Genomic DNA, 19,386 nt, shown 5'->3' on the forward strand with positions numbered 1-19,386 from the left:
TCCCGAACTCGGAAGTGAAACGCCCCTGCGCCAATGGTACTTCGTCTTAAGACGCGGGAGAGTAGGGCGCCGCCGGGCATGAATAATACACACCGACAAATCTCTACAAAATAAAACAGAACAAACACTATTTACCGCGGGGTGGAGCAGCCCGGTAGCTCGTCAGGCTCATAACCTGAAGGTCGTAGGTTCAAATCCTACCCCCGCAACCAAAGATACAAACCCGTTATCATTTCGATGACGGGTTTTTTGTTGTCTAAATTTTGAAACACGACAACTCCGGTTACCGCACCCTAGCCTTCATCTTTAAATGACTTGTCGCCGTAGATGAAGCGGGGGCCGCGGCCGTAGCTGGAGGCGGCGTCTCCGGCGTTGTAGAGCTCGCATTTGTCCAGAGATAGGCAGCCGCATCCCATACAGCCTTCCAACTGCGATCTCAAACGCTCCATGCGGGCGATACGCTCATTCAGATGAACTTTGAACTGCTGGCTCAAGCGTTGCCACTCAGCTTTGTTCGGAGCACGGCCCGGGGGAAGTGTCCCGAGTTGATCTGAAATCTCTTTGATGGTGAAGCCAAACTCCTGCGCGACTAACGCAAATGATAAGCGGCGGATGTCTGCACGCATAAAACGGCGCTGACCACCAGAGTTGCGGCTGGCAGTGACAATTCCCTTGGTCTCGTAGAAACGAATGGCGGAAGTGGTGAGGCCGGTACGGTCGGCTAACTCACCGATTGTCATGACATCTGAGTGCTGCATAAAATTCTCAAAAATAGTGCTTGACTTAAACTTAACTTGAACTCCTAAACAGGGTGTCATCAGAAGTCAAAAGAAAGGCTATTGCGATGACAAAGAGTTTTTTAGAGCACGTAAACATCACCGTTTCTGACCCAGTTGCGACCGCGGGCCGTCTTTCAGATTGGTTTGGCTGGAGTGTGCGTTGGCAGGGTGCTGCCCGGGCAGGTGGAACAACCGTTCATGTTGGATCAGACGACAGCTATATCGCTGTTTATTCCCTTGGAAACACCAATGCCACTCAAGAAGACAACTACGTCACTCATGGCAGCTTGAACCACGTTGGCGTGGTGGTTGATGATTTGGATGCGGTTGAGAAGAAAGTTTTAGCGGGCGGATACAAGACCCGAAACCATGCTGACTATGAGCCGGGTCGACGCTTCTACTTTGATGATGATGATGGCATTGAGTTTGAGGTCGTCAGCTACGCATAATTCAATAAGTTACGGTGCAAGAGCGTTTCCCCATTATGAGGAAACGCTTTTTTGCTTTACCAGAGGTCCAGTCCCAGAAGCTTCTTGCCGAGATCGGTCAGTTCTGCCGTTTTGGCGTTTTTCTTTTCCCAGTCTCGTGGGTCGCCAGGGAAGGATGCTCTTTGTGGTGGCTCCATGTTGTGCCATTGATGGATGCGGTCTTGTCTGAGACCTTCGTTGGCTTGCTCAGATGGGAACATGGAGATGTATTGGGCGATCCGTACTTTGTCTTTTGAGTTGTTGGGGCGGATGCCATGGGCGAGGAGGGCGTTGAAAATCATCAGGTCGCCCGGCTCCATTTCAATATTCTCGATCTCAAAACCAGAGTAGTCCGGGTGTTTTGGATCGCGGTCTTCTGGTTGGGTCTTGACCCAGTCCTCGAACTCTTCAAAGAGCTTCGGGATACATTGAAAGCCGCCGGTTTCTTCATCCTGTTTGATTAATGAAAGAACGCCCTGAACGCTGATTGGTTGAGGGTGCAGGGATGTGTCTACGTCCCAATGGATGAACCCGGGTTTACCGTCGCGGTTTTTCCTGGGCGGGTTGAGGTTTGCGCGGTCGATGCTGACCCAGAGGTCTTCCCGGTCCCAAATATCTACGAAGGCATCGTAGACACGCTGTTGCATGCGGTTGTCCCACAGGTGCTGGTGATTATAGATTTCCAGCATGCCTGCGTTGTTCAGCTCTTGCATTTTGTGTTCGCGACGTTGTGGGGCGTACCAAGTCGATGGATCAGTGGGATCTTTCTCATCGAACTCCCAGAGTAGATCAACCAGTCTCTTTACATTTTCCTGCGGGACGGCCTGACGTACAATGACATAGCCGCGGGTGATCCAGTGCTGCCAGTCTTCTTCTGATAAGACGCGCAGCGGTAGGGTCTTCTTGATGTCCTTCAACTGGGTGTCGGTTGCGGTTGAGCCCCAGTGATTGTCTGCAAGCAGTTCAGCGTCCATTTGGTCCTCCCAGATCCTTCAATGAACTTGTAAGTTTATTCACTCTGGTATGTGAGAGTTGTTCTAAACTAGCAGATACTGGTACTATTCTGGCGTCTTATTGGTTCAGAGGGTGAAATGCGGTCATATCTGGAGAAAGTGCCGGAGTTTGAAGATGGGTCATTCAAGGTGATGAACCGGCGTCTTCATGACGGCATTCCGTTCTCCTGGCATCACCATCCTGAATATGAGCTGACCCTGACGTTGAACTCTGAAGGGCAACGCTATGTGGGTGATCATGTAGGAGATTATGGGCACTCAGACCTTGTGCTGCTTGGACCTAATCTTCCGCATACGTGGGCGTCTAACAATCGGCCTGACGAGAGTGAACCGCATCAGGCATTGGTTATCTGGTTTGAGCCGGAGTGGATTGAGCGGATTACCAGCGAGATGTCAGAATTAACTGGTGTTAAGAAGCTGTTTCAGCGGGCACTGGCGGGGCTAAGCTTCAGTGATGCTGCGCGGCGGCGTGTGGTGCCCAAGATCAAGAGTTTCTTTGAGGAAGACCCTCTGGAGCGCTTATTTATCGTTCTCAGGGTTTTATCGGAACTCTCAGAGGATGAGTATGCTATGCAGCTGGCGCATGATCCGGTTGTGCTTTCCAGTGCGGATGGTGGCAATGAGCGCATCGACAGGGTGTTGACGCTCATTCACTCCGAGTATGCGCGCGTGTTGACGCTGGAAGAACTAGCCGAGACTGCGGCGCTGAGTGTCTCCGGAGTGCACCGGTTGTTTCAGCGGCATACGGGACAGACGATCTCAGAGTACCTGAAACGCATTCGGATTGGGGATGCATGTGCACAGCTTGCCGGCGGGGATGCGCCGGTCTCAATGATTGCTCATAATGTGGGGTATTCGGCGCTGGCCAACTTCAACAGGCAGTTTCGCGCGGTGAAAGGTATGACCCCGCGCGAATACCGGACTAGGTTCAGAGGGTAGTAATCCCGCTACATCACTGCGCCGATCTGCCATGGGACGAATTCGTAGTCGCCCAGTCCTTGCGCTTCTGACTTGCTGTGTTCCCCTGAGGCCACCTTGATCATCAGCTCGAAAAGCTCTGTGCCGACTTCTTCGATGGATCTGCCATCGGAGATGATGGAGCCTGCGTTGAAGTCCATGTCTTCTGGCATATGCTCGAAGAGTGGTGTGTTGCTGGCGACCTTGATTGTGGGGGATGGCTTGCTGCCGAATGCGGAGCCGCGGCCTGTGGTGAAGACGATCAGGTTGCAGCCGCTAGCGATCTGGCCAGTGACGGAGGCAGGATCGTAGCCGGGACTGTCCATGAAGACGAAGCCTTTGGTTTCAATCGGCTCGCCGTATTTGTAGACGCCTTCCAGAGCAGTGGTGCCACCTTTGGCGACTGCGCCGAGCGACTTTTCGAGGATAGTTGTCAGGCCGCCGCGTTTGTTGCCCGGTGAGGGGTTGTTGTCCATGGTGCCGTTGTTACGGGCGGTGTAGTCCTCCCACCAGCGGACGCGTTCCACGAGTTTCTCAGCGATCTTCTGGTTGGCGGCGCGGCTGGTGAGCAGGTGTTCTGCGCCGTAGATCTCTGAGGTTTCTGAAAGGACCGAGGTGCCGCCGTATTTGACGAGCAGGTCGGTGGCGTAGCCAAGAGCTGGGTTGGCTGTGACCCCGGACCAGCCATCAGAGCCGCCGCATTGCAGGCCGACCATGAGTTTGGAGAGTGGCGCTGGCTGACGAGAGGCTTTGTTGGCCTCTGGCAGCATGGCTTTGACTTTTTCTATGCCAGCTTCGATGGTTTTGCGCAGGCCGCCCATACCCTGAATGTTCATGAACTGAAATGTTGGTGACTGCTTCAAGCCGTAGGCATCCAGCAGGAAGTCGATCTGGTTGACTTCGCAACCCAGGCCGACCAGCAGAACGCCGCCGACATTTGGGTTTTTGACGTAGCCCCAGAGGACGCGTTGCAGGTTGGCAAAGCCCTCATTGTCGCCTGCCATGCCGCAGCCTGTGCCGTGAGCGAAGGAGGCGACACCGTCTACATTCTCAAACTGCAACAGGTCTTCATCGCTGAAAGCATCTGCGATGCGGTGAGCTGCGGTGGCGGAGCAGTTTACGCTGGTGAGGACTGCGATGTAGTTGCGGGTGCCGACACTGCCATCTTCGCGGTGATAACCGAGGAAGGTACGCTCTTCCGGGTGCTCGGCGTATTGCGTTGGTTTGTAGTCCTTGCAGAAGCTGTGGTGCACGCCGGGATCGGAAAACTCCATGTTGTGCGAATGCACATGGGCGCCTGCCTGAATGTCCGTTGTTGCGAAGCCGATGGTCTGGCCGAACTTGATCAGCGCTTGTCCCTGCTTGATGTCGTGTTCGGCGATTTTGTGACCTGCGGAGATATTGTCGAGGACCTGAAGATTGCCTGCCTGATCACCCGGCTGCAAAGCTCTTGTGGCGATGATGACGTTGTCCGCTGGCTGAAGTTTGACGCTGGCTGGAATGGGTGCCGACATTTCAGAGAGTTTCCATTGTTTTGGTGAGATAGAACTTTGCAGCGGTGCCACCAAAGATGGCCTCCCAGTCTGCCTGTGGCAGGTCAGCGGTGAGCTGCTCCACCATATCCACCCAGTTTTGATAGGTATTTGCGAGGAGAAGGACAGGCCAGTCGCTGCCGAACATGACGCGCTCCGGTCCAAAGCATTTCAGAATGTGAAAGGCATAGGGCGCGATGTCTTCGATCTCTGCGTTCTCGGAGGCCTCAGTCAGGAGACCTGAGAGTTTGCAGCAGACGTTGGAGGTGCGTGCGATGTCGCCGACGTGTTGGGACCACGTCTCGATGGCCTTGTTGCGGATATCCGGTTTGGCGCCATGGTCGATGACTGCGCGCAGGTCCGGGTAGCGGCTGAGGAAGGTTTTAAGGTGTGGCAGGTGCCGGGGCTGGACCAGCAGGTCGAGTGTCAGCTTGTTGTCAATGAGGGCTTGAATGGCGGGGTGCAGATTGTCCTGCAGCATCCACTCGTCGTCTTCAATGTCCTGTATCATCGGACGAATGCCGACGAGCTTTGGGTTTTGGGAGAGTTCACTGATGACTTCTGGCGCGTTCGCTGCTTCCATGTCTACCCAGCCGACGACGCCGAGGATCCAGTCGTGTTCTGCGGCCAGCTCCAGCATGAAGAGGGTTTCTTCAATGGTGTCTGCTGCCTGAACGAGGATGGTTCCGTCCATCTTTGCCTGTGTGAGCAGGGGTTGGATGTCACTGGTGAGGAAGTCGCGGTACAGGACATTCAGGTCTGGCGTGAGCCAGCTGTAGTCGCCGCGGGAAAGCTTCCAAAAATGGTGGTGGGCATCGATCCTAAGCATGCTTCACCTCTTGTTCGAAGAAGAGATTGCCAGACGGGACCGGGGCTTCAGCGGGAAGGAGCTCTCGTTCTTTCAGTCTTGCCCAGAAGGCGTCGGGAATGTCGGCAGCGATCCATTTGAGGATATCTTCCAGCTCGCTGCGATTGCGCATTCCGGGAATGACGCTGGCTATCGCGGGGTGTGCTAGTGGGAAGTGTAGTGCTGCTGCGGCCAGATCAACCGAGAACTCCTGACAGCATTCTTTCAGCGCTGTCACATGGGCCAGAATTTCAGGTGGTGCGCTTCCGTAGTTCCAGGTGTTGCCGCCAACGAGGATGCCTGAGTTAAACGGGCCGCCGAGAATGATGGAGGTTTGGGCCTTTGTGCAGGCTGGCAGCAAATCCTTGAGAGGGGCTTGCTCCAGCAAGGTGTAACGGCCAGCAAGGAGGAAGGCGTCCCAGTGGGCTTGCTGCATCAGCTCCATGCAAATGGCGGTCTCGTTCACGCCAAGGCCCATTGCTGAAATAGCACCTGAGGACTTGAGCTCCTGAAGAGCCCTGATACCGCCTTGCAGGTCTCTCATATGGCGGCGGTTTTCTTCCAGGCCATGGGTCGCAGTGCCGATATCATGCACCAATAGGATATCAAGTCGGTCGAGACCGGTGCGGTGTAGACTGGCCTCGTAGGAACGCATGATGCCGTCATACGAGTAATCATAGACCGGATGGAAGGGCAGTGGGTCTGGCCAGCCGAACTGGGCCGGGTTGTCTGCCATGCCCGGTTTCAGCAGGCGGCCAACCTTGGTGGAGAGGATGTAGTCGTGCTTGCGCACGGCATCTCCAATGACACGTTCGGAGCGGCCAAAGCCATAGTAAGGGGCGGTGTCAATGTAGGTGAGACCAACCTCTTTGGCGCGATCCAATGTGCTCATAGACTCTTTGCGAGGAGCTGTTGCAAACAGCCCACCAAATGCTGCGCCGCCGATTCCCAATGTCGGCAGTTGCAGATCTGTTCCCCCCAATTGTCGATGAGCCAGCTTCCCTCCCAAGCCCATAGCGATTTCCTTATGTTGGCACTGTGCCGTAAATGCTGGTGATGTCCTTCGCTACCTGAGCGTAGGCTTGTTGAACGTCTTCAATTCCCGGTGCTTTGAAATCGTCGATGCGCTCCATGAATGGACAGCTGAGTGCAGCGACTGCGTTTCCATCTGGTCCCAGAATTGGGAAGGCCAGATTTGTGACGCCGACTGTGCTGGCAGATGGCATGCGTACGAAACCTTGTTCCTGTACTTCATCCAGAATGGCACGGAATTCATCGAGGCTCATCTCCGGTTCTCCGAGTGCGCGCTCATGCTGGTTGTACATGAGTTCTCGGATCTCCGGCTTCTGGAAGGCCGCGATTGCCCGTCCGGTGCCTGTGTTCCAGAGGCCGATGACCGAGCCGGTTTTGAGGACGAAACTCCAGTTGCCCGGCGCTTCCACGCTGGCGACAACAACGATTTCTCCCTGATGCTCCATACCGATGTGGCTGGACTGGTGAACGTCCTTGGCCGTTTTGCGCATCATGGGCACCGCCGCTTCCAACAACCGCGTGACGGGTGGGTGGCGATGCGACATGGAATACATTTTCAGGCTGAGCTGAAAGCGGTCGCCCTCTATGGAGCGCGATACATACTCGCGGCGCACCAGTGTGGTGAGCATGCGGTAGATCTCATTGGGGGACCGGTCGAGTGCTTTTGCGATCTCTGCCTGAGACAGGCCGGATGCGTACTGGGACAGCAGTTCCAGAATATCTAGTCCCTTCTCCAAAGCAGGAGCGCGGTATTTTTCAGCTTTGTCTTGCGATGTCTGTGTGTCTGCCATGATCAGCTCTGTTTGATGTGAGCATATTTTTTGACGCAAAATTCGACCTTGTCAATTTCTAATTTACATTTGAAAGAAGTTTTTATATTTAAGTTATGCCATTATGTGATTTGGTGAACTGACGGATTTCTGCGGTCTTTGGGAGAGGGCCAACGGGTCACTTGCCTTTTGTTTTGACGATAAGCGGTGCTTCCTCTCTAATAATCCGAGTTTCAGGTCCGTTTGGCCGAGCCTATATTTTGAGAGATTCAGTCCGGGGGAGGACACATGGGACGATTGACTGGCAAGACAGCCCTTATCACCGCTGCAGGGCAGGGAATTGGCCGTTCTACGGTAGAAGCCTATGCTGCTGAAGGGGCGAAGGTTTTTGCAACAGACATTAACGAAGCTGCGCTTACAGAGTTGAATGCGATTGAGGGTGTGACCGGCCTGAGGCTGGATGTGACCAATGCAGATGATGTGCGTGACACTCTGGAAGTTACAGGGCCGTTGGACATTCTGTTCAACTGTGCGGGCTTCGTACACAACGGTACGATTCTCGACTGTGATGAAGATGCGTGGGACTTCTCTTTCAATCTGAATGTGAAGGCGATGTACCGCCTTTGCCGTGCAGCGATTCCTGGCATGCTGGAAAATGGTGGTGGTTCCATCATCAACATGTCGTCTGTGGCGTCGTCGTTGAAGGGTGTGCCAAACCGGTTTGTTTATTGCTCCTCCAAAGCAGCAGTGATTGGCCTGACCAAGGCAATTGCAGCGGATTTTGTGACCAAAGGTGTTCGCTGTAATGCGATTTGTCCGGGAACGGTCGACAGTCCGTCCCTGCATGACCGGTTGAAGGCCACGGGCAATTACGAACAAGCGATGAAGGATTTTATTGCGCGTCAACCTATGGGACGCATTGGCAAGCCAGAAGAGATTGCTGCGCTGGCTGTTTACCTTGGTAGTGATGATAGCGCGTTTACAACAGGTCAGACGCACGCCATTGATGGCGGTTGGTCAGTATAAGAAAATGGGTAGGATATGAAGCTTCTTAGATATGGTGAGCTGAACGTTGAAAAACCGGGTGTTCTGGATGCGGATGGCAACATTCGTGACCTTTCTGGTGTGGTTGGTGACATTGCTGGAGATACGCTCAGCGCGGATGGTCTTGCAAAAATTGCGGCGCTGGACCTGACCAGCCTGCCAGTGGTGGAAGGTAATCCGCGCATTGGTGCCTGTGTCGGCAATGTAGGCAAGTTCATCTGTATTGGCCTTAACTATTCCGACCATGCTGCTGAAGCGGGCATGGAAGTGCCAAAAGAACCTGTGACCTTCTTCAAGGCGACCTCAGCTATTTGTGGCCCGAATGATGACATCGAAATTCCGCGCGGGTCTGTGAAAACAGATTGGGAAGTGGAATTGGGTGTGGTGATTGGTAAACACACCAAGTATGTGAGCGAAAAAGGCGCGCTGGATCATGTGGCCGGATATTGCGTGGTCAATGATCTGTCTGAGCGTGATTTCCAGCTGCACCGCAGTGGCCAGTGGGTGAAGGGTAAGTCTGCTGACACCTTTGGTCCAATTGGTCCGTGGCTTGTGACCCGTGATGAAGTTGAAGACCCGCAGAACCTTTCCATGTATCTGGAAGTGAACGGCCATCGCTATCAGAACGGTTCTACCAAAACCATGGTGTTTGATGTGGCGAAGGTAATTTCGCATCTGTCTCAGTTCATGAGCTTGCAGCCTGGTGATGTGATCTCCACTGGCACGCCTCCGGGTGTTGGCATGGGGCAGAAGCCAGAGACCTACCTGAAGCCGGGCGACAAGATGGAGCTGGGTATTGAAGGCCTTGGTGTTCAAAAACAGGTTACTTACGCTGCTGATTGAGGAGCGTGAGCTTGCTAAGCTCTGACGCCTTCACTAAGCTTTAAAGAACTCTCCGCTGCTGATCGTGGTGGAGAGTTTTTTTATGCGTTTTCAGGGGGAGAAAACTTTCATGACCAGCGTTTCAGAGCCAATCACATATTGCAGTTATGAAAGCCCGGTTGGGTCTTTGCTGATTGGTGGAGAAGCTGGTGGGCTGGAGTTTCTTCATTTTCCTGAAAGTGCACGCAGGCGGTTTGTTGAAGACGGCTGGGTGGAAGATGCCACGCCTTATGCGGACTTGATTGCGCAGCTTGAGGCTTACTTTGCAGGGGAGCTAAAAGAGTTCTCTTTGAACTGGAAGCTGATTGGCACTGACTTTCAAAAGAGCGTTTGGGAGCAACTTGCGGCGATCCCGTTTGGGGAAACGCGCAGTTATGGCGACGTTGCGAAAGCGCTAGGCAATCCGGGTGCGAGCCGTGCTGTGGGGCTGGCGAACAATGCGAACCCATTGCCGATTGTTATTCCATGCCATCGGGTGATTGGGGCGAATGGTGCTCTGGTTGGATTTGGTGGCGGGCTGGATACAAAAGTCTGGTTGCTGGATCACGAGGGTATTCCGCACGGAGCCGGTGCCAGCAAAGACCAGATGGCATTCCAGTTCTAAAACGGAACCCGCTTTAGAACTGGAGCGCAATGCAGATCAATCAAATGTAAGCTGGAATTTACTGTTCAGGATAAATGGCGCGCGGAAATCTTCGTTGATGAAGTAGTAGATGCCCTGCTCTTTATCATGGGTGATGTTGAAGCAGCCATATTCTTCTTTGCTCCAAAGACCGGTCCAGCTGGAGCAATACTGATTGTTCTCGATCTTGTAGCGCGCTTCGGATGGTTTTGCGTCGCCTTCTTTGATCCAGAGGGTGAGACCAGACTCGGAGAAGTACTGGCGTGTTTCAGCGGCAAAGTGGATGCCTTTGATGGTTGAGCCGGTCAATAACTCAGTAATTTGAGTGTTGTTCAAAGTCACTTCACCAGCAAGTGCAGGCGTTGCGCATGCGGCAATAGCAAGGCCGAAAATCACTTTCTTCATATTGCTTCTTTCCAGAGATAAATTGGGGCGATGGTCAGCTGTTTACCTGCCAGTCAGGACTGAATTTGAGATTCAGTACAGGTGCCGATTTGGCTAAGCAGGCTCAGAATACTTCGTGGTAGCTGGTTTTTATCAGTGTAGATTTTTTTCTCAAATCACCTTTTTTTGCTTAAAATTTGCGGGTTTTAAATGGAAAAGGGCGCCCGATTGAGCGCCCTCTTTTTTGCTGATCCTGTTGTATTCAGGATGGTGTTGTTTCGGTTTCATCAAACTGAATGCGCACGATCCTGTCTGTTCCGGATTCTCCGCCCCATGCTTCGCCTTTACGTCCTGCCATCTGGCGAACGTCGGCGTCTGCTTTGTTGCTTGGGAAGCTGGTGAACTCTTCTGTATCCGGATCAAAATGGACGATGGCGTCGGCATCAAAGTCTGTGAGCCAGACCTTATCGTTCTCATCGACATAGACCGAGTAGGGCAGTGGATCATTGCCGGGGAGACGCCATGCGCGCCATGTGTCTGCCTTCGGGTCGTATTCGCTGACCTGACCGGAGAGCCATTCGCTGACCCAGAGCTTGCCTTCTGAGTTGGACCAGACGCGGCGGGCGCCCTGCTCTTTTGTTGGAGGCGTCACGATGCGGGCGCGTCCGTTGGTTCTGTCAATGTTGGCGATGTGGCTGCCGGCGAGGGACGCGTACCAGACATCACCTTGCGGCGTGACTGTGATGCCATAAGGGCCGGGGCCTTGAGGGCTTGGCCAGACTTCGATTTCCTGCGTGACGGGGTCAACGCGGCCATAGACGCCGTTTTGTCCAGTGAACCAGTAGATGCCGTCGTGGTCGAAGATGCCTGTGTTGAGGTTTGCGTCTGCGAACTCGGCAGGTAGCGGAATGAGGGTGACGGCGTCTGTTGCCGGATCAACACGTGCGATGGCGTTTTGTCCGCCTTCGGTAACCCACATTGCGTTATCGGGGCCGAGCACCACGCCGTGTGGGGCTGCATTTTCGCCCAGTGAGACCGGGTGGAGTTCTCCATTGTCAGGATCAAGACGTGTGAGTGTGCCATCTGCTTGTCCGCAGTACCAAACCATGCCATCGGAATCGAAGCCAATGTCTCTGGAGCGGGCGCCTGGACGGGCGTCAAAATACGTGACTTTTGCGTTTTTGACAGAGTTTGTTTTTTCGCCTTCAGCGAAAACAGGTCCAGCAACGATGCCCATGTAATAGGCGCTGGAAATTGTTAGGGCAGATGCTCCGAGAAACTCTCGTCTGTTCATCCTACCTCTCCCTTGTGCCGTCTCCTTGGTGGAGACAATCGGATTGCCTTAATGCAAGGGAAAGGCGTGTCTATGGCAAATTACCTATACACCCTCAAGCATTTTAAGTGAGGTTAAGGAACGGTCAGCGAAGCGGAGAAAATTGTTTGGATCGTCGTGTTCGAGAACGTAGATTTTGGTTCGGGTTTTTTCCTGCAAGGCCGTCAGAATATGACCCCATGGAACGGTGCCGAAGCCGACATCTGCCCAGCCATCTTCATCTGTGCCTTCGCCATCTGGAGCGATGTCTTTGATGTGAACTGCGGTGATGCGGGTGCCGTGCGCTTCGATCCAGTCCAGCGGGTCCAGACCTGCCTTGATGATCCATGCTGCGTCGATCTCCCATTCCACGGTGGGAGCATGAGAGATGATCAGCTCCATAGGAATGGTGCCGTCCGGGAGTGGCTTGAACTCGAAGTCGTGGTTGTGCCAGCCGAAGTGGAAGCCTTTATGCTTGAGCGTGTTGGCCATGTGCTCCAAACGGTGGGCGAAGACGGTCCATTCTCTCTTTGTTGTCGGGCGTTGTTCTGGTGTGAGGTAAGGAGCGAAGATGGTGTGCATGCCGAGAAGGACTGCGATCTTGATGCACTGATCGAGGTTCTCTTCCAGATCCTTGAGGTCGAAGTGACCAGAGGGCATGTCGAGGTCATACTGATCGAGGAGGTCTCGCACTGTCTGAGCGGCCTCCAATGTGGGGTAGAGCTCTTCGAAACCTTCTACCTGTGTGTAGCCGAGGAGGGCTGTTTCCTGAAAAATCTCTTTCCAGGGCTGGAAGTTTCGTGCGCTGTAAAGCTGTAGGCAAAAGTCCATGATACAGTTCCCCTCCAAGAGCGACCAAAGCTAACTGCCCCGGTTTTATCGCTCTGCACGACAATAGAGTTGCATCTACCTGAAGGGCAAGGGGGCTTGCGAAAGAGGGCGAGGAGAGAGGATCCTCTCCGGAAACGGTTGTCAGAATCGATGTTTGAGCAAGGTGGTTTCATGAATTGACCACACCCGGTGGAGAACATCTGAATAGGAAATTTAGGTTCGAATTATTTCGCCGCGAAAATATTAGCTAGCTCATTAAATCAGAGTTTGCGTCAACAGCGCAGTCTTTTCAACGTGTTATTGGTTCAGGCTGACAGATGCAAGAATGACAGATCTTCAACATTTCTGCCGCACTGGGTGCGTTCTCATCCTAATGGATAACAGCTGAGAGTTTCGTTTTGTCAATTTTCGAATTGACGCTTAAGTGGTTTCGCTTATATTTCGAAATTACGCGAATATGCGCGTAATCGACTGTAAACGAAAATTGACGTGTTGGTTAGGACGTAGTTTAATTTTGATCTCTAATGGCACTTTGTAGGGACGGAGCTGCGTAAGAAAGCAGAACTTGAAGGTGTTCGAGGAGGCTCGTGAAAAATTGACAGATGCGTAGCGTTGCTAAAACGGCGCAGTTCTTTAAAAGGCTGGGACCTTTACTAAGAGATTCAGCTCGACCACCGAGTTGTTTTTTGGAATTACAGTCAGGAATATGAAGGTACCGCAGTGCAAGCAGCGCGTATCGCAGGAAGCAGTCGGGTCGCTTTCTGTTCCGGGAGGGCAACATGCTTGAATTAAGGGGCGTCAGCAAGACTGTTGACGGTATGGACCATATTCGCGACGTGTCTTTGCGTCTTGAAAGTGGTTCATTGAACGTATTGTTGGGACCAACACTGTCAGGCAAGACAACGCTTATGCGTTTGATGGCAGGGCTGGACACGCCAACTGCAGGGCAAGTGCTCGTAAATGGACAGGATGTGACCGGTGTTTCCGTGCGCAAGCGCGACGTCGCGATGGTCTATCAGCAGTTCATCAACTACCCGGCTCTCACGGTTTATGAAAACATCGCCAGCCCGCTGCGCGTTGCGGGAGTAAAAGGGGCTGATGTTGACAAGCAAGTGCGCAAAGCTGCGGACTTGATGAAGCTCACACCTTATCTGGACAGAACACCGCTGAACCTTTCTGGTGGTCAGCAGCAGCGTACTGCGATTGCGCGTGCGCTGGTCAAAGGGGCGCATCTGGTGCTGATGGATGAGCCATTGGCGAATCTGGATTACAAACTGCGCGAAGAATTGCGCGACGAGCTGCCGAAGATCTTCTCTGAAAGCGGTGCTGTGTTTGTTTATGCGACAACAGAACCGACAGAAGCTTTGTTGCTGGGCGGGCGTACAGCCACCTTGCATGAGGGGCAGGTTTCGCAGTTTGGCGATACCATTGATGTTTACCGCAACCCTCAGGACATCGTTACTGCGCAGACTTTCTCTGATCCGCCGCTGAACCTGCTGGGCCTGACGAAGAGCGGGGGTGAATTCCGCACGTCAAATGGCACGGTTATTCCGGCATCAGAAGAAGAGAAACGTCTTCCTGATGGACATTACAAAGCAGGTTTCCGGCCACATCACCTTTACCTGCAGCGCCCAAGTGAAGATGCTGTGTGTCTTCCTGCGGTTGTTGATGTCTCCGAGATTACCGGTTCTGAGAGCTTTATTCACCTGACATGCCTGAACCACCGCTGGGTAGCGCTGGAACATGGCATTCATAACGTAGACGTGGATGCCAAGATCGACGTGTATGTGGATGCCAAGAACTTCATGATTTTTGATGATGAGGGTCGCTCTGTTGCGTCTCTCATGCGTGAAGCGGTTTAAGGAGGCGAGCATGGCACGTATTGATCTCGACCACATTCGCCACTCTTATTTGCCGACCCCAACAAGCCCAAGCGATTACGCTTTGAAGGAAGTTAATCTGACCTTTGAAGATGGCGGTGCTTATGCGCTTCTTGGGTCTTCCGGCTGTGGCAAGACGACACTTTTGAACATCATCTCCGGTTTGCTGACACCGTCCGAGGGTGAGCTGCTGTTTGATGGCAAGCCGGTGACGGAGCTGTCGACTGAAGCGCGTAACATTGCGCAGGTGTTCCAGTTTCCGGTCGTTTACGACACCATGTCTGTTTACGACAATCTGGCGTTTCCGCTTCGCAACCGCGGTGTTCCGGCAGCTGAGGTTGATCAGAAGGTCAACGAGATCCTGCGGATCATTGATCTGGAGAGCAAGGCAAAGCGTAAGGCGCAGGGCCTGACAGCGGATGAGAAGCAGAAGATCTCGCTGGGCCGCGGTCTGGTGCGCTCTGATACCAACGCGATCTTATTTGATGAACCGCTGACCGTGATCGACCCGCACATGAAGTGGGTTCTGCGCTCGCAGTTGAAGCATCTGCACAAGCAGTTTGGCTTCACCATGGTTTATGTGACCCACGACCAGACCGAGGCTTTGACCTTCGCGGATAAGGTTGTGGTGATGTATGGCGGCGAAGTTGTGCAGATTGGAACGCCGGATGAGCTGTTCCGCAAACCTCAGCATACTTTTGTTGGCTACTTCATCGGGTCTCCGGGCATGAACATTCTGCCGTGCGAGGTGGATGGAACCATGGCGCGTGTTGGTGGTCACAGTGTGCCGCTGCCATGCGGTCTCGATCCGAAAAAGCAAGCCCAGAAAACCGAGGTTGGTATCCGTCCTGAGTTTGTGAAACTCGGCGGTGCCGGAGAAGGTCTGCCGTTGAAAGTCAACGCTGTTGAAGACATCGGCCGCTACCGCATTTTACGTGGTGAGATGGAAGGTGTTGCGCTGAATGCCATTGTTGGCGAAGGCATGAGCATTCCGGAAAGCCCGACAGCTCTCTTCGATCCAACACAGACGAACCTTTATGCCGACAGCTGGCTCGTAAGTGAGGGGGCCTGATCCATGGAAAAGACCGTAAACAACAAAGCCTGGTTCATGGTTTTACCGGTTCTTTTGCTGGTGGCCTTTACCGCTGTTATTCCATTGATGACTGTCGTGAACTACGCGTTTCAGGACAGCTTTGGAAACAATCAGTTCTTTTGGGTTGGGATTGAATGGTTTCAGGAACTGCTCAGCTCCGAGCGCTTTCATGATGCCTTGGTCCGCAACCTGATTTTCTCCTTCTCCATTCTTGCTATCGAGATCCCGCTGGGTATCGGCATTGCGCTTTGTATGCCTAAAAAAGGCTGGGGTGTTCCGGTTTGTCTGGTGTTGATGGCACTGCCATTGCTCGTGCCGTGGAACGTAGTTGGTACCATCTGGCAGGTGTTTGGCCGTGCGGACATTGGTCTGCTGGGTTACTTCCTGAACTCTCTTGGCATCAACTACAACTACACGCAGGACCCTGTTGCTGCATGGGCCACCGTGATTGTTATGGATGTGTGGCACTGGACCAGCCTTGTTGTGCTGCTGTGCTATGCGGGTCTGGTTTCCATTCCAGAGGCTTATTATCAGGCCGCGCGTATTGATGGGGCGTCCCGCTGGGCAGTGTTCCGTTACATCCAGCTGCCAAAGATGCACAGCGTGTTGCTGATTGCGGTTCTGTTGCGCTTCATGGACAGCTTCATGATTTACACCGAGCCGTTTGTTGTGACAGGTGGCGGACCGGGTAACTCCACAACCTTCCTGAGTATCGACCTTGTGAAGATGGCGATTGGTCAGTTTGACCTTGGACCAGCTGCTGCAATGTCACTCGTCTACTTCCTCATCATCCTGCTGTTCTCATGGGTGTTCTACACCGCGATGAACAACATTGGGACTGAGAAGAAACACTACGCAGGCGAGGAGTAAGCACCATGTCGACAACAACTGGAACTGCAGTCATTGATGGTGGTGTTGCTGCTGGTGGACAGGCTCCACGCAGCCGGACCCGCGCAAAGGCACAGAGAACCGGAAGCCGCTATGCTTTCCTCGTTCCAACTTTGTACATCACGTTTTTGATGCTGCCGATCTACTGGCTCTTCAACATGAGCCTGAAGACCAACCAGGAGATTCTGAGCAAGTTCACTTTGTGGCCGGATGAGCCGACGCTCGCCAACTACATGGTGATCTTCACGGACCCGAGCTGGTACAACGGTTACATCAACTCCATCACCTATGTGGCGCTCAATACGGTTATCTCCGTGGCGGTCGCGCTGCCAGCGGCCTATGCGTTTTCTCGCTATAAGTTTCTGGGTGACAAGCATCTGTTCTTCTGGCTGCTGACCAACCGTATGGCTCCGCCAGCGGTGTTTGCACTGCCTTTCTTCCAGCTCTATTCCGCCTTCGGTCTGATCGACACGCACCTTGCAGTGGCTCTGGCGCACTGTCTGTTCAACGTGCCGCTGGCTGTGTGGATTTTGGAAGGCTTTATGTCTGGCGTCCCGAAAGAGATTGACGAGACTGCTTACATTGATGGCTACTCCTTCCCGAAATTCTTCGGCAAGATCTTCATGCCTCTGATTGCAAGCGGTATCGGTGTGGCAGCGTTCTTCTGCTTCATGTTCTCCTGGGTGGAACTGCTGATTGCCCGTACGCTGACCACAACTGCAGCTAAACCGATTGCGGCCACGATGACCCGTACGGTTTCAGCTTCCGGCATGGACTGGGGTGTACTTGCGGCGGCAGGGATTCTGACAATTATTCCGGGCGCGCTGGTGATCTACTTCGTACGTAACTACATCGCTAAGGGCTTTGCCCTAGGCCGCGTTTAACAGGGAGGCGATTATGGATTTTTCTTGGATGGCCTGGACGTCGCCGACTGCGATTTTCTTCATCACCATTGGCCTGCTGATCTCCAGCATGGCGGTTTGGGAATGGTTTGTGCCGGGGGGAAGCCCACGGCACGGGATTTTGAGATTTGAGACAACACGCGGTGACCGCTTGTTTGTCTCGTTGTTGGGCAGTGCGTTTATCTGCCTGTTTTGGCTTGGGTTTGTTAGCGCAAACCTTTGGTGGGCTCTGTTGGTCTGTGTGGCATATGCGTTTTGCGTGTTCCGCTGGGTTTAGGATTGAGCTTTTTTCTCCGCACTGATGTTTAGGGGAACTTTCAGTGCAATAAATTATAGTCGGGAGGAATATATATGAGACGTCAGCTTTTAGCGTCCGTTGGCTTTGCAGCCATGATTTGCGCATCCAGCTCTGCTTTTGCAGACATGGAAGCCGCGAAGAAGTGGGTGAGCGACGAATTCCAGCCTTCTACTCTTTCTCAGGAAGAGCAGATGAAGGAAATGGACTGGTTCATCAAAGCAGCTGAGCCTTTCAAAGGTATGGAAATCAAAGTGGTTTCCGAAACCATTGCGACCCACGAATATGAGGCAAAGGTTCTTGCAAAAGCATTTACCGAAATCACCGGCATTAAAGTTACTCATGACCTGATTGGTGAAGGTGATGTTGTTGAGAAACTTCAGACCCAGATGCAGTCTGGCGAGAACATCTATGATGCTTACGTCAACGACTCCGACCTGATCGGTACGCACGCTCGCTACAAGCAGGTTCGTAACCTGACTGACTGGATGGCTGGCGAAGGTAAAGCGGTTACGCTGCCAACTCTGGATGTTGAAGACTTCATCGGTCGCTCATTCACAACTGGCCCAGATGGCAAGTTGTACCAGCTTCCAACACAGCAGTTCGCGAACCTTTACTGGTTCCGCTATGACTGGTTTACAAACCCAGACATCAAAGCTCAGTTTAAAGCGAAATACGGCTATGAGCTGGGTGTTCCGGTTAACTGGTCTGCCTATGAGGACATCGCTGAATTCTTCACCAACGACGTGAAAGAAATCAACGGCGAAAAAGTCTATGGCCACATGGACTACGGTAAGAAAGATCCATCCCTGGGTTGGCGCTTTACCGATGCATGGCTCTCCATGGCGGGTGCTGGCGACAAGGGTATTCCAAACGGTCTGCCAGTTGACGAATGGGGCATTCGCGTAAACGGTTGTTCCCCTGCTGGTTCTTCCGTTGAGCGTGGCGGTGCTACCGATGGTCCTGCAGCGGTTTACTCCATCACTAAATACATCGAGTGGCTGAAGAAGTACGCTCCGGCTGAAGCACCAGGCATGGTGTTCTCTGAAGCTGGTCCGGTTCCGGCACAGGGTTCTGTTGCTCAGCAGATCTTCTGGTACACCGCATTCACCGCAGACATGGTGAAAGAGGGTATTCCAGTTGTGAACGCAGACGGCACTCCTAAGTGGCGTATGGCTCCTTCTCCGAAGGGTGCTTACTGGGAAGAAGGCATGAAGCTGGGTTATCAGGACGCTGGTTCCTGGACTCTGATGAAGTCTACTCCGGAAGATCGTGCAAAAGCTGCATGGCTTTACGCTCAGTTCACCGTTGCAAAGACAACTTCTTTGAAGAAGTCTCACGTTGGTCTGACCTTCGTGCGTGACAGTGACGTTCGTGATGCGTCCTTCACAGAGCGTGCACCTAATCTGGGCGGTCTGGTAGAATTCTACCGTTCTCCAGCTCGTGTACAGTGGACTCCAACCGGTACCAACGTTCCTGATTATCCAAAGCTGGCTCAGTTGTGGTGGCAGAACATTGGTGATGCATCCTCAGGCGCGAAAACTCCTCAGGAAGCTATGACTGCTCTTGCAGCTGCTCAGGACAAAGTTCTGAAGCGTCTTGAGCGTGCTGGTGTTCAGGGCGAGTGTGGTCCTAAGCTCAACGAAGTTAAGGATCGCGATTTCTGGCTGAACCAGCCAGGCGCACCGAAAGCCAAACTGGCTAACGAAAAACCAACTCCGGTCACCGTTGACTACGACGAGCTGATCAAGAGCTGGGCAGATGCTTCCAAGTAAGCGTCGCTTCTAAAGTGTCCATCATCGCGAACAGAGTTCGTTTTCGATGATGCGCTTCCAAGACTAAACGAGAAACCCGGT

General features: G+C 53.1%; 20 protein-coding genes, 1 tRNA gene and 1 rRNA gene. 13 read left to right on the forward strand and 9 right to left on the reverse strand.

The annotated features are described in order from the left end of the window. Both rrf and PsAD5_RS06045 read left to right on the forward strand, forming a co-directional pair. A 5S ribosomal RNA gene (rrf, locus tag PsAD5_RS28790) occupies nt 1-78 on the forward strand; the annotation flags it as partial. Between the two features lie 57 nt (nt 79-135). Continuing rightward, a tRNA-Met gene (locus PsAD5_RS06045) sits at nt 136-212 on the forward strand. An 81-nt stretch (nt 213-293) separates the two neighbouring features. Here the strand turns inward: PsAD5_RS06045 and soxR are convergent. Beyond that, complete coding sequence (gene soxR / locus PsAD5_RS06050) at nt 294-758, reverse strand: redox-sensitive transcriptional activator SoxR (RefSeq protein ID WP_063291440.1); 465 nt, start codon at nt 756-758, stop codon at nt 294-296. Between the two features lie 86 nt (nt 759-844). Between soxR and PsAD5_RS06055 the strand changes: the two genes are divergently transcribed. Continuing rightward, on the forward strand, nt 845-1,228 hold the full coding sequence (locus PsAD5_RS06055; RefSeq protein ID WP_063291441.1) for a VOC family protein: 384 nt from the start codon (nt 845-847) through the stop codon (nt 1,226-1,228). A 56-nt stretch (nt 1,229-1,284) separates the two neighbouring features. Here the strand turns inward: PsAD5_RS06055 and PsAD5_RS06060 are convergent, their stop codons facing one another. Further along, nucleotides 1,285-2,220 carry a phytanoyl-CoA dioxygenase family protein gene (locus PsAD5_RS06060; RefSeq protein WP_063291442.1) on the reverse strand — a complete coding sequence of 312 codons (936 nt, stop codon included), beginning with the start codon at nt 2,218-2,220 and terminating at the stop codon, nt 1,285-1,287. A 117-nt stretch (nt 2,221-2,337) separates the two neighbouring features. Between PsAD5_RS06060 and PsAD5_RS06065 the strand changes: the two genes are divergently transcribed. Beyond that, the gene (locus tag PsAD5_RS06065; protein WP_063291443.1) at nt 2,338-3,198 is read left to right on the forward strand and encodes a helix-turn-helix domain-containing protein; all 861 of its coding nucleotides are present in this window, start codon (nt 2,338-2,340) and stop codon (nt 3,196-3,198) included. A gap of 8 nt (nt 3,199-3,206) precedes the next feature. Here PsAD5_RS06065 and PsAD5_RS06070 read toward each other — a convergent pair whose 3' ends face one another. Genes PsAD5_RS06070 through PsAD5_RS06085 form a run of 4 tightly spaced genes read right to left on the reverse strand, consistent with a single transcriptional unit; the run spans nt 3,207 to nt 7,418 of the window. Continuing rightward, complete coding sequence (locus tag PsAD5_RS06070) at nt 3,207-4,730, reverse strand: UxaA family hydrolase (protein WP_063291444.1); 1,524 nt, start codon at nt 4,728-4,730, stop codon at nt 3,207-3,209. A gap of 1 nt (nt 4,731) precedes the next feature. Continuing rightward, on the reverse strand, nt 4,732-5,577 hold the full coding sequence (locus tag PsAD5_RS06075) for an amidohydrolase family protein (RefSeq protein WP_063291445.1): 846 nt from the start codon (nt 5,575-5,577) through the stop codon (nt 4,732-4,734). Then, nucleotides 5,570-6,610, reverse strand: a complete 1,041-nt coding sequence (locus PsAD5_RS06080; RefSeq protein ID WP_063291446.1) for an aldo/keto reductase — start codon at nt 6,608-6,610, stop codon at nt 5,570-5,572. The genes PsAD5_RS06075 and PsAD5_RS06080 overlap by 8 nt, the downstream gene beginning before the upstream one ends. A gap of 10 nt (nt 6,611-6,620) precedes the next feature. Continuing rightward, nucleotides 6,621-7,418, reverse strand: a complete 798-nt coding sequence (locus tag PsAD5_RS06085; RefSeq protein WP_063291447.1) for an IclR family transcriptional regulator — start codon at nt 7,416-7,418, stop codon at nt 6,621-6,623. A gap of 267 nt (nt 7,419-7,685) precedes the next feature. On the opposite strand from PsAD5_RS06085, the gene PsAD5_RS06090 reads away from it, so the two are divergent. From PsAD5_RS06090 to PsAD5_RS06100, 3 genes are all read left to right on the forward strand, one after another. Further along, nucleotides 7,686-8,423: an SDR family oxidoreductase gene (locus PsAD5_RS06090; protein ID WP_063291448.1), complete on the forward strand. Its 738-nt coding sequence runs from the start codon at nt 7,686-7,688 to the stop codon at nt 8,421-8,423. A 15-nt stretch (nt 8,424-8,438) separates the two neighbouring features. Beyond that, nucleotides 8,439-9,284, forward strand: coding sequence for a fumarylacetoacetate hydrolase family protein (locus PsAD5_RS06095; protein ID WP_063291449.1), 846 nt, complete (start codon nt 8,439-8,441; stop codon nt 9,282-9,284). Nucleotides 9,285-9,393: 109 nt separating this feature from the next. Beyond that, on the forward strand, nt 9,394-9,927 hold the full coding sequence (locus PsAD5_RS06100) for a methylated-DNA--[protein]-cysteine S-methyltransferase (protein WP_063291511.1): 534 nt from the start codon (nt 9,394-9,396) through the stop codon (nt 9,925-9,927). 36 nt (nt 9,928-9,963) lie between these two features. Here PsAD5_RS06100 and PsAD5_RS06105 read toward each other — a convergent pair whose 3' ends face one another. The 3 genes from PsAD5_RS06105 to PsAD5_RS06115 all read right to left on the reverse strand — a co-directional run bounded on the left by PsAD5_RS06105 (nt 9,964) and on the right by PsAD5_RS06115 (nt 12,472). Continuing rightward, entirely contained in the window at nt 9,964-10,350 is a 387-nt protein-coding gene (locus PsAD5_RS06105) for a hypothetical protein (protein ID WP_063291450.1), read from the reverse strand. A 241-nt stretch (nt 10,351-10,591) separates the two neighbouring features. Further along, complete coding sequence (locus PsAD5_RS06110; protein ID WP_063291451.1) at nt 10,592-11,623, reverse strand: Vgb family protein; 1,032 nt, start codon at nt 11,621-11,623, stop codon at nt 10,592-10,594. A gap of 84 nt (nt 11,624-11,707) precedes the next feature. Next, nucleotides 11,708-12,472: a sugar phosphate isomerase/epimerase family protein gene (locus tag PsAD5_RS06115; protein ID WP_063291452.1), complete on the reverse strand. Its 765-nt coding sequence runs from the start codon at nt 12,470-12,472 to the stop codon at nt 11,708-11,710. Between the two features lie 779 nt (nt 12,473-13,251). Between PsAD5_RS06115 and PsAD5_RS06120 the strand changes: the two genes are divergently transcribed. From PsAD5_RS06120 to PsAD5_RS06145, 6 genes are all read left to right on the forward strand, one after another. Then, on the forward strand, nt 13,252-14,334 hold the full coding sequence (locus PsAD5_RS06120) for an ABC transporter ATP-binding protein (RefSeq protein ID WP_063291453.1): 1,083 nt from the start codon (nt 13,252-13,254) through the stop codon (nt 14,332-14,334). Between the two features lie 10 nt (nt 14,335-14,344). Continuing rightward, the gene (locus PsAD5_RS06125) at nt 14,345-15,424 is read left to right on the forward strand and encodes an ABC transporter ATP-binding protein (protein ID WP_063290502.1); all 1,080 of its coding nucleotides are present in this window, start codon (nt 14,345-14,347) and stop codon (nt 15,422-15,424) included. 3 nt (nt 15,425-15,427) lie between these two features. After that, nucleotides 15,428-16,315, forward strand: a complete 888-nt coding sequence (locus PsAD5_RS06130; RefSeq protein ID WP_057465481.1) for a carbohydrate ABC transporter permease — start codon at nt 15,428-15,430, stop codon at nt 16,313-16,315. Between the two features lie 5 nt (nt 16,316-16,320). After that, nucleotides 16,321-17,217, forward strand: a complete 897-nt coding sequence (locus PsAD5_RS06135; RefSeq protein ID WP_063291454.1) for a carbohydrate ABC transporter permease — start codon at nt 16,321-16,323, stop codon at nt 17,215-17,217. 13 nt (nt 17,218-17,230) lie between these two features. Further along, a complete protein-coding gene (locus tag PsAD5_RS06140) occupies nt 17,231-17,512 on the forward strand; it encodes a DUF2160 domain-containing protein (RefSeq protein ID WP_063291455.1) in 282 nt (93 codons plus the stop codon). A 74-nt stretch (nt 17,513-17,586) separates the two neighbouring features. Then, complete coding sequence (locus PsAD5_RS06145) at nt 17,587-19,305, forward strand: ABC transporter substrate-binding protein (RefSeq protein ID WP_057465478.1); 1,719 nt, start codon at nt 17,587-17,589, stop codon at nt 19,303-19,305. The last annotated feature ends 81 nt before the right edge of the window (nt 19,306-19,386 follow it).

Origin of the sequence: Pseudovibrio sp. Ad5 (assembly GCF_001623095.1) — a bacterium.
Classification (GTDB): Bacteria; Pseudomonadota; Alphaproteobacteria; order Rhizobiales; family Stappiaceae; genus Pseudovibrio.